We start from the raw sequence: 12590 nt of genomic DNA on the forward strand, positions 1-12590 counted from the left end.
ACCTGTCTCCCGTTACCAGACGAAGGCGAGGACTTCCCCGCCAACGCTCCGCTTGCGGGCCTGCCGGTCGGTGAGCAGCCCCTGGGACGTCGAAATGATCGCCACGCCCAGCCCGCCGAGCACCCGCGGGAGCCCGTCCGACTTGGCGTACACCCGGAGACCGGGCTTGGACACACGCTTGATGCCGGCCAGGCTCCGCTCGCGGTTCTGGCCGTACTTCAGCTCGACGACCAGTCGCTTGCCGACGGCGCCCTCCTCGGGCTCCTCGACCGACCAGGTGGCGATGTAACCCTCGGCCTTGAGGACCTCGGCGATGTTCGCCTTGATCTTCGAGTAGGGCATCGTCACCCGGTCGTGGTACGCCTGGTTGGCGTTACGCAGACGCGTGAGCATGTCTGCGATCGGGTCGGTCATCGTCATGAAATTCGTCAACCTTTCTCGCCGGGGTTCCCCGGGCCATGCCCGGGGCCTACGGCGAAGAGACAGTTCAGCTGACGCGCGAAGCGCGCCGGGCTATTACCAGGAAGCCTTGGACACGCCGGGCAGCTCACCGCGGTGGGCCATCTCCCGGATGCACACCCGGCAGAGACCGAACTTGCGGTAGACCGCCTTCGGACGCCCGCACCGCTGGCAGCGGGTGTACGCGCGAACCGAGAACTTCGGCTTCGCGGCCGCCTTGAGGATCAGCGCCTTCTTGGCCATCTCAGTTCTCCTTGAACGGGAAGCCCAGGAGCTTGAGCAGCGCCCGGCCCTCGTCGTCGGTCGTGGCGGTCGTGACCACCGTGATGTCCATGCCCCGCTGGCGATCGATCTTGTCCTGGTCGATCTCGTGGAACACCGACTGCTCGGTCAGACCGAACGTGTAGTTGCCGTGCCCGTCGAGCTTGCGCCCGTCCAGACCGCGGAAGTCGCGGATACGCGGCAGCGCGATGGACAGCAGCCGGTCCAGGAACTCCCACATCCGGTCGCCCCGCAGGGTGACCTTCGCGCCGATCGGCATGCCCTCACGCAGCTTGAACTGCGCGATGGACTTGGTCGCCCGCCGCACCTGCGGCTTCTGGCCGGTGATGGTGGCCAGGTCGCGGACCGCACCGTCGATCAGCTTGGCGTCCCGAGCGGCCTCGCCGACACCCATGTTGACGACGATCTTGACCAACCGCGGCACCTGCATGGGGTTGCCGTAGTTGTGCTGCTCCTGCAGCTGCGCCACGATCTCGTTGCGGTACCGCTCCTTGAGGCGCGGCATGGTCTTGGTTTCGGTAGCCGTGGTCATCACAGGTCCTTACCGGTGCTACGCGCGATGCGGACCTTCTGGCCGTTGTCGTCGATCCGGTAACCGACGCGGGTCGGCTTGCCGTCGGAGTCCAGGACCATCACGTTCGAGACGTGGATCGGGGCCTCCTGGGTGACGATGCCACCGGTCTTGGCGCCACGCTGGGTGGTGCTGATGCGGGTGTGCTTCTTGACCCGGTTCACGCCCTCGACCAGGACCTTGTCCTGCCGCGGGTAGGCCGCGATGACCTTCCCCTTGGCACCCTTGTCCTTGCCGGCGATGACGACGACCGTGTCGCCCTTCTTGACCTTCACGGTCACAACACCTCCGGCGCGAGAGAGATGATCTTCATGAACCGCTTGTCCCGCAGCTCGCGCCCGACCGGGCCGAAGATACGGGTGCCGCGCGGGTCCCCACCGTCCTTGATGATGACGGCGGCGTTCTCGTCGAAGCGGATGTACGAGCCGTCCGGCCGCCGCTTCTCCTTGGCGGTGCGAACAACGACGGCCTTGACGACGTCGCCCTTCTTCACACCGGCACCGGGGATCGCGTCCTTGACCGTGGCCACGATGACGTCGCCGATGCTCGCGTAGCGCCGACCGGAGCCACCGAGAACCCGGATGCACAGGATCTCCCGGGCACCCGTGTTGTCGGCGACGCGCAGTCGCGACTCCTGCTGAATCACGTCTATCTCCTATGTCTGCCGGTTCTCCGGCCGCCCGGGGGACGGCCGGAGCCTGGCGGAACCTGCGCCCGACCGAATGCCGGCCGAGCTCGAGCCTTCGCTACTTGGCCTTCTCGAGGATCTCCACGAGCCGCCACCGCTTGGTGGCGGAGAGCGGCCGGGTCTCCATGATCAGGACCCGGTCGCCGATGCCGGCCGAGTTCTGCTCGTCGTGCACCTTCAGCTTGCTGGTCCGGCGCATGATCTTGCCGTACAGCGCGTGCTTGACCCGGTCCTCGACCTCGACCACGACGGTCTTTTCCATCTTGTCGCTGACCACGAGGCCCTCACGCACCTTGCGGCGCGCGCGCTGCGCGCTCGCGGTGGTGTTCTCACTCATGCTCGAGCTCCCTTACGCTCGCTTCGCTCGCTCACGAAGTCACCTCAGTCGGCGCGGCCGAGAGACCCAGCTCACGCTCACGCATGATCGTGTAGATCCGGGCGATCTCCCGACGGATGACCTGCAGCCGCCGGTTGTTGTCCAGCTGCCCGGTTGCGGCCTGCACGCGGAGGTTGAACAGCTCCGCCTTCGCCTCGCGCAGCTTCGTGACCAGCTCCTCCTCGGAGAGCTCACGCAGCTCGGAGGCCTTGACGCCCGCTGCCATCAGGATTCACCCACTTCGCGCGTAACAATGCGGCACTTCATCGGGAGCTTGTGGATCGCGCGACGCATCGCCTCTCGCGCGATCTGCTCGTTGGGGAAGGACATCTCGAAGAGGACCCGCCCCGGCTTGACGTTGGCGACCCACCACTCGGGCGAACCCTTACCGGAACCCATCCGGGTTTCCGCCGGCTTCTTGGTGAGGGCCTGGTCCGGGAAGATCGTGATCCAGACCTTGCCGCCACGCTTGATGTGGCGGGTCATCGCGATACGCGCCGACTCGATCTGGCGGTTCGTCACGTACGCCGGCTCGAGAGCCTGGATCCCGAACTCGCCGAACACCACCCGGTTACCGCCCTTGGACGCGCCGTGGCGGTCCGGGTGGTGCGGCTTGCGGAAGCCCTTCGGGGGCTTGCGCGGCATCAGCATCTGTCAGCCCTCCTGCTGCGTTTCTGCCGGCTGGGTCGCGGCCGCGGCCACGGCGCCGGCGTCGACCGGCTCACCGGCCGGCGTCTCCGCCTGCTGCGCGATGGTGGTCGCGGCAGCGCGGCCGGCCTCGGTGCCACCGGCGGTCGTACCCGACGAACCCGACCGGCCACGGCGCGGCCGCTCCGGCCGGTCGCCACGGTCGCGGCGCGGGCCGCGCGACGGGGCGGCCTCGGCCGGGGCCTCGCGGCCCGGGACGGCGTCGCCCTTGTAGATCCAGACCTTCACGCCGATCCGGCCGAAGGTGGTACGGGCCTCGAAGAAGCCGTACTCGATGTTGGCCCGCAGCGTGTGCAGCGGAACCCGGCCCTCGCGGTAGAACTCGGTCCGGCTCATCTCCGCGCCGCCGAGACGGCCCGAGACCTGCACCCGGATGCCCTTGCAGACCGGGTTCTTCATCGCGGACTGCATCGCCTTGCGCATGGCCCGACGGAAGCTGACCCGGCTGGACAGCTGCTCGGCGACGCCCTGGGCGACCAGCTGCGCGTCCGACTCGGGGCTCTTCACCTCGATGATGTTCAGCTGGACCTGCTTGCCGGTGAGCTTCTCCAGCTCGCCGCGGATCCGGTCGGCCTCCGCACCCTTACGGCCGATGACGATGCCCGGCCGGGCGGTGTGGATGTCGACGCGGACCCGGTCCCGGGTGCGCTCGATGTCGACCTTGGAGATCCCGGCGCGCTCGAGGCCCTTGGACATCATCCGGCGGATCTTGACGTCCTCGCCGATGTAGTCCTTGTAGAGCTTGTCCGCGAACCAGCGGGACTTCCAGTCGGTCGAGATGCCGAGCCGGAACCCAGTGGGGTGAACCTTCTGACCCATTACTCGGCACCTTCCGTCGTGCTCTGCCGCTCAGCCGCCTCGGCCTGGTTGGTCGCCGCGGCCTTCGTCTGCGCCTGGGCCTTCTTCGCCGACTTCTTCGGCGCGGCCGGCGCGACCGCCTCGACCGCCACGGTGATGTGGCAGGTCCGCTTGCGGATCCGGTACGCCCGGCCCTGCGCCCGCGGCCGGAACCGCTTCATGGTCGGGCCCTCGTCGACGAACGCCTCGCTGACGAGCAGCGCGTCGGGGTCCAGCCGCTCGTTGTTCTCCGCGTTGGCGATCGCGCTCGCGAGCACCTTGTACACCTGCTCGCTCGCAGCCTGCGGCGCGAACTGCAGCACCGTGAGCGCCTCCTTCGCGGGCAGGCCGCGGACGAGGTTGACCACCCGGCGCGCCTTCATCGGCGAGATGCGCACGTGCCGCGCAACCGCCCGCGCGCCCGGAAGCACCGGAGCGTCGCCCTTTCCTGGCATCGCTGTAACCCCTTGTTCCTCTATCCGTATGCCCGCGGCGTCAGCGCCGGCGGCTCTTCCGGTCGTCCTTCTCGTGACCCTTGAACGTGCGGGTCAGCGCGAACTCGCCGAGCTTGTGCCCGACCATGGCCTCGGTCACGAAGACCGGGACGTGCTTGCGCCCGTCGTGCACGGCGATCGTGTGCCCCAGCATCTCGGGGATGATCGTCGAGCGCCGCGACCAGGTCTTGATGACGTTCTTCGAGCCCTTCTCGTTCTGCGTCTCCACCTTCTTGAGCAGGTGGTCGTCGACGAACGGGCCCTTCTTCAGGCTGCGAGGCATGTCTTATCTCCCTCAGCCGCGCTTACGCGTGGCGTAGCGGCGGCGGACGATCAGCCGGTCGCTCGGCTGGCCCTTACGACGGGTGCGGCCCTCGGGCTTACCCTGCGGGTTGACCGGGTGGCGACCACCGGAGGTCTTACCCTCACCACCACCGTGCGGGTGGTCGACCGGGTTCATCGCGACACCACGGACGGTCGGGCGCTTGCCCTTCCACCGCATCCGGCCGGCCTTGCCCCAGTTGATGTTCGACTGGTCGGCGTTGCCGATCTCGCCGACGCTGGCGCGGCAGCGCACGTCGACGCGCCGGATCTCACCGGACGGCATGCGCAGGGTCGCGTACGCGCCCTCCCGGCCGAGCAGCTGGATGCCGACGCCGGCCGAGCGGGCCAGCTTGGCGCCGCCGCCCGGACGCAGCTCCACGTTGTGGATGGTGGTACCGACCGGGATGTTGCGCAGCGGCAAGTTGTTGCCCGGCTTGATGTCGGCGCCCGGGCCCGACTCCACCGTGTCGCCCTGCTTCAGGTCCTTCGGCGCGATGATGTAGCGCTTCTCGCCGTCGGCGTAGTGCAGCAGCGCGATACGCGCGGTGCGGTTCGGGTCGTACTCGATGTGGGCGACCTTCGCCGGCACGCCGTCCTTGTCGACCCGCTTGAAGTCGATCAGACGGTACTGCCGCTTGTGGCCGCCACCGTGGTGCCGGGTGGTGATCCGGCCGTGGGCGTTGCGTCCGCCCTTCTTCGGCAGCGGAGCCAGCAGCGACTTCTCGGGCGTCGACCGGGTGATCTCGGCGAAGTCGGCGACGCTCGAGCCACGCCGGCCCGGCGTCGTCGGCTTGTACTTACGGATAGCCATTGTCTACACCCCTCAGCTGACCGGGCCGCCGAAGGCCTCGATACGGTCACCGTCAGCCAGCTTCACGATCGCCCGCTTGGTCGCCTTGCGCTGACCGAAGCCGGTCTTGGTGCGCTTGCGCTTGCCCTCGCGGTTGAGCGTGTTGACCGTCAGGACGCGGACGTTGAAGATCTGCTGGATAGCGATCTTGATCTCGGTCTTGTTGGCGTCCGGGTGCACCAGGAAGGTGTACCAGTTCCGGTTCAGCTCGCTGTAGCTCTTCTCGGAGACGACCGGGGCGACGATGATGTCGCGCGGATCGGCGATCGTGCTCACTTGCCACCCTCCTCGGTGGTCTCGGCGGGAACGCCCAGGAACTCGTCCAGGGCCTCCTTGGTGAAGACCACGTCGTCGGCCACCAGCACGTCGTACGTGTTGAGCTGGCCGGCCTCGATCAGGTGCACCCGCGGCTCGTTGCGCAGCGACACCCAGTTCAGCTCGTCGGTGCTGCTCAGCACGACCAGGACGCGACGCGCCTCGGTCAGCTTCGCGAGCGTGGCCAGCGCGGCCTTGGTCGACGGCTTCTCGCCCGAGACGAACGCCTCGACGACGTGCACCTGCCCGGCGCGGGCCCGGTCGGAGAGGGCGCCACGCAGGGCGGCCGCCTTCATCTTCTTCGGGGTGCGCTGGCTGTAGTCGCGCGGCACCGGGCCGTGGACCACGCCACCGCCGGCGAACTGCGGCGCGCGGGTCGAGCCCTGGCGGGCACGACCGGTGCCCTTCTGCTTGTACGGCTTCTTGCCTCCACCGGAGACCTCGCCGCGGGTCTTGACCTTGTGCGTGCCCTGCCGGGCCGCCGCGAGCTGAGCCACCACGACCTGGTGCATCAGCGCGATGTTGGCCTGAGCGTCGAAGATGTCGGCCGGCAGCTCGACGGAGCCGCTCTTGGCGCCTTCGACGTTGAGGACGTCAACGGTGGTCACTTGGCCGCACCGCCCTTCTTCACCTTGGCCTTGGCCGCGGTACGGACCAGGACCAGCGCGCCCTTGGGGCCGGGGATGGCACCGCGGACGAGCAGGAGGTTGTTCTCGGTGTCGATCGCCTGGACCGTCAGGTTCTGGACGGTGTAGCGCACGCCACCCATCCGACCGGCCATCCGGGTGCCCTTGAAGACACGACCCGGGGTCGCGCAGGCGCCGATGGAGCCCGGCGAGCGGTGCTTGCGCTCCACGCCGTGGCTGGCGCGCAGACCGTGGAAGCCGTGCCGCTTCATCGGGCCGGCGTAGCCCTTGCCCTTGGTCTTGCCGGTGACGTCGACGGTGATGCCGGCGGGAAACTCCTCGACCGTGACCTCCTGGCCCGGCGAGTAGTCCGCGGCGTCGACGGTCCGCAGCTCGACGATGTGCCGGCGCGGGGCGACGTCCGCCTTGGCGTAGTGCCCGGCGACCGGCTTCTTGACCTTGCGCGGGTCGATGGTGCCGTACGCCAGCTGGACCGCGGAGTAACCGTCCTTCTCGGCGCTACGAACCTGGCTGATGACGCAGGGGCCGGCCTGAACCACGGTCACGGGGACAACCTTGTTGTTGTCCCAGACCTGGGTCATGCCGAGCTTTGCGCCCAGGATCCCCTTGACTTGCCTGTCCATTTGTCCGGTCCCTACAGCTTGATCTCGATGTCGACGCCAGCCGGCAGGTCGAGGCGCATGAGCGAGTCGACCGTCTTCGGGGTCGGGTCGATGATGTCGATCAGACGCTTGTGCGTACGCATCTCGAAGTGCTCGCGCGAGTCCTTGTACTTGTGCGGCGAGCGGATGACGCAGAAACGGTTGATCTCCGTGGGCAGCGGCACCGGGCCAGCGACCTGCGCCCCGGTACGCGTCACCGTCTCGACGATCTTCCGAGCCGAGGAGTCGACGACCTCGTGGTCATAGGCCTTGAGCCGGATGCGGATCTTCTGTCCCGCCATGGTGGCTTCTGTTCCTTCTCTCGATGCCGCTGTGTTGCGGGCGCCTGTACCGGCTGGCACAGGCCCACTTCCGCCGACCCCCGCGGTCGGGCGTGTCGCGCCCGTTGGCCAGGCTCCGCCCCGGGACTCCGGAGCGATTCTCTGACCACGCGGTGGGTCATGGCGCCGATCGCGTCACCGCGACCTGGACGCCGTGCGAGGGTGGTTGACCGCCAGGGGCGATCAACCACCCTACGCGCGACTGTTGGTCGGCCCGGAGGTCCAGCATGCACCGGACGAAGGCGACTAACCGTCGTTACGCAACCTGACCAGTATGCCGCACTACCGCACGGCAACGCTAATCGGGGTTACCCAGCTCACTTGATGATCTTGGTGACGCGACCCGCGCCGACCGTACGACCACCCTCGCGAATCGCGAACTTCAGGTTCTCCTCCATGGCGATGGGCTGGATCAGCTTCACCGTCATGGTGGTGTTGTCGCCCGGCATGACCATCTCGGTGCCCTCGGGCAGCGTGACGACGCCGGTGACGTCCGTGGTCCGGAAGTAGAACTGCGGGCGGTAGTTCTGGAAGAACGGGGTGTGGCGGCCGCCCTCCTCCTTGGAGAGGATGTAGACCGTCGCCTCGAACTCCGTGTGCGGGGTCGTGGTGCCCGGCTTGATGACGACCATGCCGCGCTCGACGTCCTCGCGCTTGATGCCGCGGAGGAGCAGACCGACGTTCTCACCGGCCCGGGCCTCGTCCAGCAGCTTGCGGAACATCTCGATGCCGGTGCAGGTGGTCTTCATCGACTTCTCGCGGATGCCGACGATCTCCACCTCCTCGTTCGGCTTGAGGATGCCACGCTCGGCGCGACCGGTGACGACGGTGCCACGACCGGTGATCGTGAACACGTCCTCGATCGGCATGAGGAACGGCTTGTCGGTCTCGCGCTCCGGCTGCGGAATCGCGGTGTCGACAGCGTTCATCAGGTCCATGAGCTTGGCGGTCCACTCGGGGTCACCCTCGAGGGCCTTCAGCGCCGAGACCCGGACGACCGGCAGGTCGTCACCCGGGTACTCCTGCGAGGAGAGCAGCTCGCGGACCTCGAGCTCGACGAGCTCCAGGAGCTCCTCGTCGTCGACCATGTCGCTCTTGTTGAGCGCCACGACGATGTACGGCACGCCGACCTGGCGGGCCAGCAGCACGTGCTCGCGGGTCTGCGGCATCGGGCCGTCGGTCGCGGCGACCACCAGGATCGCGCCGTCCATCTGGGCGGCACCGGTGATCATGTTCTTGATGTAGTCCGCGTGACCCGGGCAGTCCACGTGCGCGTAGTGCCGGTTGGCGGTCTGGTACTCGACGTGCGCGATCGAGATCGTGATGCCGCGGGCCTTCTCCTCGGGCGCCTTGTCGATCTCGTCGAACGGCGTGTACGGGTTCAGGTCCGGGTACTCGTCGTGCAGGACCTTGGTGATGGCCGCCGTCAGCGTCGTCTTACCGTGGTCGATGTGACCAATGGTGCCGATGTTGACGTGCGGCTTAGTCCGCTCGAACTTCGCCTTCGCCACTGGTGTCCTCCTGTGGACTTCTTGGTTCGTTCGCCCCGGTGCGCCAGGTTCGGCGCTTAGGACTCTGTCGACAGCCTTTCCGACCTGGTGGCCGGAGAGCCTTGGTGGGTTCTGCGGCGATGAAGCCTACAGGCCCGGATTCACACAACCCGTCCGAGGTGGCCGCGGGCGGGAGATCCCTCCCGCGACCGTCCCCGGCTCATCGGATCAGCTCAGGCGAGCGTCACTCACCGGTCGCCTTGGCGATGATCTCCTTGGCCACCGAGGCCGGAACCTCGGCGTAGGAGTCGAACTGCATGCTGTAGCTAGCCCGGCCCTGGGTCTTCGACCGCAGGTCGCCGACGTAGCCGAACATCTCCGACAGCGGCACCAGGGCGCGGACGACGCGGGCACCGCCGCGCTCCTCCATCGCCTGGATGATGCCACGGCGGGAGTTGAGGTCGCCGATGACGTCACCCATGTTCTCCTCAGGAGTGGTGACCTCAACGGCCATCATCGGCTCGAGCAGCGCGGGGTCGGCCTTGCGGGCCGCCTCCTTCATCGCCATCGAGCCGGCGATCTTGAACGCCATTTCGGACGAGTCGACCTCGTGGTACTGGCCGTCCACCAGCGTCAGCTTCACGCCGACCAGCGGGAAGCCGGCGAGCACGCCGTACTGCATGGCGTCCTGGGCGCCGGCGTCCACCGACGGGATGAACTCCCGGGGGATGCGGCCACCGGTGACGGCGTTGGCGAACTCGTAGGTCGGCGAGTCGTTGTCCAGCGGCAGCGGCTCCACGCTGATGATGACGCGGGCGTACTGGCCGGAACCACCGGTCTGCTTCTTGTGGGTGTACTCGACCTTCTCCACCGCGCGGCGGATGGTCTCGCGGTACGCCACCTGCGGCTTACCGATGTTCGCCTCGACGTTGAACTCGCGGCGCATCCGGTCGACCAGGATGTCCAGGTGCAGCTCGCCCATGCCGGAGATGACCGTCTGACCGGTCTCCTCGTCCAGCTTGACGCGGAAGGTCGGGTCCTCCTCGGCCAGCCGCTGGATGGCGGTGCTGAGCTTCTCCTGGTCGGCCTTGGTCTTCGGCTCGATGGCCACCTCGATGACCGGCTCCGGGAAGGTCATCGACTCGAGGATGACCGGGTTCGCCGGGTCGCACAGGGTGTCACCGGTGGTGGTCTGCTTCAGGCCCTGGACCGCGATGATGTCGCCAGCCTTGGCGGAGCTGCGCTCCTCCCGCTTGTTGGCGTGCATCTGGTAGATCTTGCCGATCCGCTCCTTGCGGTCCTTGGTGGAGTTGACCACCTGGGACCCGGACTCGAGCACACCGGAGTAGACCCGCACGTAGGTGAGCTTGCCCAGGTGCTTGTCGGTCTGGATCTTGAAGGCCAGCGCCGAGAACGGCTCCGAGGTCGACGGCTTCCGCTGCATCGGGGTCTCACCGTCGGTCGCGGTGCCCTCGATCGCCGGGATGTCCAGCGGCGACGGCAGGTAGGCGACCACCGCGTCGAGCATCGGCTGGATGCCCTTGTTCTTGAAGGCGGTACCGCAGAGCACCGGGTTGGCCTTGCCACCGATGGTGGCGCGACGGATCGCGGCCTGGATCTCCTCGACGGAGATCTCCTCGCCCTCGAGGTACTTCTCCATCACCGAGTCGTCGACGTCGGCCAGGGTCTCGAGCAGCTTCTCCCGCCACTCGGTGGCGGTGTCGACCAGGTCGGCCGGGATCTCCTCGACCGCGTAGTCCTCACCCTTCTGGGTCTCCCCACGCCAGGTGAGGGCGCGCATGCCGACCAGGTCGACCACGCCGATGAAGTCCGACTCAGCACCGATCGGCACCTGGAGCACCAGCGGGGTGGCGTTGAGCCGGTCGATCATCATCTGCACGCAGCGGAAGAAGTCGGCACCGGTCCGGTCGAGCTTGTTGACGAAGCACATCCGGGGGACGTTGTACTTGTCCGCCTGGCGCCAGACGTTCTCCGTCTGCGGCTCCACGCCGGCGACGCCGTCGTAGACCGCGACCGCACCGTCCAGCACGCGCAGCGACCGCTCCACCTCGACCGTGAAGTCGACGTGGCCGGGCGTGTCGATGATCTGGATCGTGTGGCCCTTCCACTCGCACTTCGTGGCGGCGGAAGTGATGGTGATACCGCGCTCCTGCTCCTGCTCCATCCAGTCCATGACGGCAGCGCCCTCGTGGACCTCACCGATCTTGTACGTGATGCCGGTGTAGAACAGGATTCGCTCGGTGGTAGTGGTCTTACCGGCATCGATGTGCGCCATGATGCCGATGTTGCGTACGTTGGCGAGCGCGTCTGCGGCGGCCACTTCAATCCCTACTTATCGTCGTCTCGACACAACTGGTGGCGGTTCCGGCGCCTCGTGGGCGCCGGAACCAGGGTGTTACCAGCGGTAGTGCGCGAAGGCCTTGTTGGACTCGGCCATCTTGTGCGTGTCCTCGCGCCGCTTCACCGCGGCACCGAGGCCGTTGCTCGCGTCCAGCAGCTCGTTCATCAGCCGCTCGACCATGGTCTTCTCGCGCCGTGCGCGGGAGTAGGTCACCAGCCAGCGCAGACCCAGGGTGGTCGCGCGGGCCGGCCGGACCTCGACCGGAACCTGGTAGGTGGCGCCACCGACGCGACGGCTGCGAACCTCGAGGGTCGGCTTCACGTTGTCCATCGCCCGCTTCAGGGTGACGACGGGGTCGGTGCCGGACTTCTCGCGGCAGCCCTCCAGGGCGGCGTACACGATGCGCTCGGCGAGCTGGCGCTTGCCGCGCAGCAGGATCTTGTTCACCAGCTGGGTGACCAGCGGCGAGTTGTACACCGGGTCAGCGACCAGCGGCTTCCGCGGAGCGGGTCCCTTACGCGGCATGTCAGCTCTTCTCCTTCTTCGCGCCGTAACGGCTGCGAGCCTGCTTGCGGTTGCGGACACCCTGGGTGTCCAGCGAGCCGCGAACGATCTTGTACCGCACGCCGGGGAGGTCCTTCACACGGCCGCCACGCACGAGCACGATCGAGTGCTCCTGCAGGTTGTGGCCGACGCCCGGGATGTAGGCGGTCACCTCGATCTGGCTGCTGAGCTTGACACGAGCGACCTTGCGCAGCGCCGAGTTCGGCTTCTTCGGGGTGGTGGTGTACACGCGGGTGCACACGCCGCGCCGCTGGGGGGACCCCTTCAGCGCCGGGGTCTTGGTCTTGGTCGTCTTGGCCTGGCGGCCCTTTCGGACCAGCTGCTGAATGGTGGGCACCGGGTTTCTCCGCTCCCTTCGGCCGCTGCGAGGCGACCGCGCCGTCTGCTCTAGCCGGCCTGATGGACGGCTCTCCTACATTCCAACCAGGGCCACCTGACGGGGGTCCCAGCACCCGCGGTCGGGCGTGTCGCCCAGATCACGGTCCCGTTGCGTCGCTCGCGCGCCGTACCGGGCTCTGTCACCGGCACAGGGAGGTCCTCGCGCCGGGTCTTGGTCTTTGGTCGTGCCGCCGCGCGATCACCGGCTTACCGGTTCCAGCGCACGCACGCATTGCCCGGGCTTGCCCGGGCACAAGGGGAAA

Annotated in this window: 20 protein-coding genes; all 20 read right to left on the bottom strand. The window is 67.7% G+C overall.

Features of this window, described 5'->3' with window-relative positions; genetic code table 11:
* Positions 1–12 precede the first annotated feature (12 nt).
* The gene (gene rpsH, locus EFE23_RS09710) at positions 13–420 is read right to left on the bottom strand and encodes a 30S ribosomal protein S8 (RefSeq protein ID WP_013288624.1); all 408 of its coding nucleotides are present in this window, start codon (positions 418–420) and stop codon (positions 13–15) included.
* A gap of 96 nt (positions 421–516) precedes the next feature.
* Positions 517–702, bottom strand: coding sequence for a type Z 30S ribosomal protein S14 (locus EFE23_RS09715; RefSeq protein WP_007073023.1), 186 nt, complete (start codon positions 700–702; stop codon positions 517–519).
* Position 703: 1 nt separating this feature from the next.
* Positions 704–1273, bottom strand: coding sequence for a 50S ribosomal protein L5 (rplE, locus tag EFE23_RS09720; RefSeq protein WP_123240579.1), 570 nt, complete (start codon positions 1271–1273; stop codon positions 704–706).
* Positions 1273–1593: a 50S ribosomal protein L24 gene (rplX, locus tag EFE23_RS09725; RefSeq protein ID WP_013288626.1), complete on the bottom strand. Its 321-nt coding sequence runs from the start codon at positions 1591–1593 to the stop codon at positions 1273–1275. Before rplX ends, rplE begins: the two co-directional genes overlap by 1 nt.
* Complete coding sequence (rplN, locus tag EFE23_RS09730) at positions 1590–1958, bottom strand: 50S ribosomal protein L14 (protein ID WP_007073026.1); 369 nt, start codon at positions 1956–1958, stop codon at positions 1590–1592. The genes rplX and rplN overlap by 4 nt, the downstream gene beginning before the upstream one ends.
* 100 nt (positions 1959–2058) lie before the next feature.
* Positions 2059–2337: a 30S ribosomal protein S17 gene (gene rpsQ / locus EFE23_RS09735; protein ID WP_123240580.1), complete on the bottom strand. Its 279-nt coding sequence runs from the start codon at positions 2335–2337 to the stop codon at positions 2059–2061.
* 31 nt (positions 2338–2368) lie between these two features.
* Positions 2369–2602, bottom strand: coding sequence for a 50S ribosomal protein L29 (rpmC, locus tag EFE23_RS09740; protein WP_123240581.1), 234 nt, complete (start codon positions 2600–2602; stop codon positions 2369–2371).
* Positions 2602–3027 (bottom strand): 50S ribosomal protein L16, encoded by a 426-nt coding sequence (gene rplP, locus EFE23_RS09745; protein WP_073834927.1) that lies wholly within the window; start codon positions 3025–3027, stop codon positions 2602–2604. Before rplP ends, rpmC begins: the two co-directional genes overlap by 1 nt.
* Before the next feature lie 3 nt (positions 3028–3030).
* Positions 3031–3903, bottom strand: coding sequence for a 30S ribosomal protein S3 (gene rpsC / locus EFE23_RS09750; protein WP_091262800.1), 873 nt, complete (start codon positions 3901–3903; stop codon positions 3031–3033).
* Entirely contained in the window at positions 3903–4376 is a 474-nt protein-coding gene (gene rplV, locus EFE23_RS09755) for a 50S ribosomal protein L22 (protein ID WP_123240582.1), read from the bottom strand. The genes rpsC and rplV overlap by 1 nt, the downstream gene beginning before the upstream one ends.
* Before the next feature lie 40 nt (positions 4377–4416).
* Positions 4417–4698, bottom strand: coding sequence for a 30S ribosomal protein S19 (gene rpsS, locus EFE23_RS09760; protein WP_091290357.1), 282 nt, complete (start codon positions 4696–4698; stop codon positions 4417–4419).
* 12 nt (positions 4699–4710) lie between these two features.
* Positions 4711–5550 carry a 50S ribosomal protein L2 gene (gene rplB, locus EFE23_RS09765; protein ID WP_088997376.1) on the bottom strand — a complete coding sequence of 280 codons (840 nt, stop codon included), beginning with the start codon at positions 5548–5550 and terminating at the stop codon, positions 4711–4713.
* Positions 5551–5562: 12 nt separating this feature from the next.
* A complete protein-coding gene (rplW, locus tag EFE23_RS09770) occupies positions 5563–5865 on the bottom strand; it encodes a 50S ribosomal protein L23 (RefSeq protein ID WP_073834931.1) in 303 nt (100 codons plus the stop codon).
* A complete protein-coding gene (rplD, locus tag EFE23_RS09775; RefSeq protein WP_123240583.1) occupies positions 5862–6512 on the bottom strand; it encodes a 50S ribosomal protein L4 in 651 nt (216 codons plus the stop codon). Before rplD ends, rplW begins: the two co-directional genes overlap by 4 nt.
* A complete protein-coding gene (gene rplC / locus EFE23_RS09780) occupies positions 6509–7174 on the bottom strand; it encodes a 50S ribosomal protein L3 (RefSeq protein WP_123240584.1) in 666 nt (221 codons plus the stop codon). Before rplC ends, rplD begins: the two co-directional genes overlap by 4 nt.
* Positions 7175–7185: 11 nt before the next feature.
* The gene (rpsJ, locus tag EFE23_RS09785) at positions 7186–7494 is read right to left on the bottom strand and encodes a 30S ribosomal protein S10 (RefSeq protein ID WP_007073037.1); all 309 of its coding nucleotides are present in this window, start codon (positions 7492–7494) and stop codon (positions 7186–7188) included.
* A 356-nt stretch (positions 7495–7850) separates the two neighbouring features.
* Complete coding sequence (gene tuf, locus EFE23_RS09790) at positions 7851–9044, bottom strand: elongation factor Tu (RefSeq protein WP_123240585.1); 1194 nt, start codon at positions 9042–9044, stop codon at positions 7851–7853.
* Between the two features lie 223 nt (positions 9045–9267).
* The gene (gene fusA, locus EFE23_RS09795) at positions 9268–11364 is read right to left on the bottom strand and encodes an elongation factor G (RefSeq protein WP_123240586.1); all 2097 of its coding nucleotides are present in this window, start codon (positions 11362–11364) and stop codon (positions 9268–9270) included.
* Positions 11365–11439: 75 nt separating this feature from the next.
* Positions 11440–11910, bottom strand: a complete 471-nt coding sequence (gene rpsG, locus EFE23_RS09800) for a 30S ribosomal protein S7 (protein ID WP_013735957.1) — start codon at positions 11908–11910, stop codon at positions 11440–11442.
* A gap of 1 nt (position 11911) precedes the next feature.
* Positions 11912–12286: a 30S ribosomal protein S12 gene (rpsL, locus tag EFE23_RS09805; protein WP_007465318.1), complete on the bottom strand. Its 375-nt coding sequence runs from the start codon at positions 12284–12286 to the stop codon at positions 11912–11914.
* Positions 12287–12590: the final 304 nt, after the last annotated feature.

Origin of the sequence: Micromonospora solifontis, from assembly GCF_003725545.1 — a bacterium.
GTDB lineage: Bacteria > Actinomycetota > Actinomycetes > Mycobacteriales > Micromonosporaceae > Micromonospora > Micromonospora solifontis.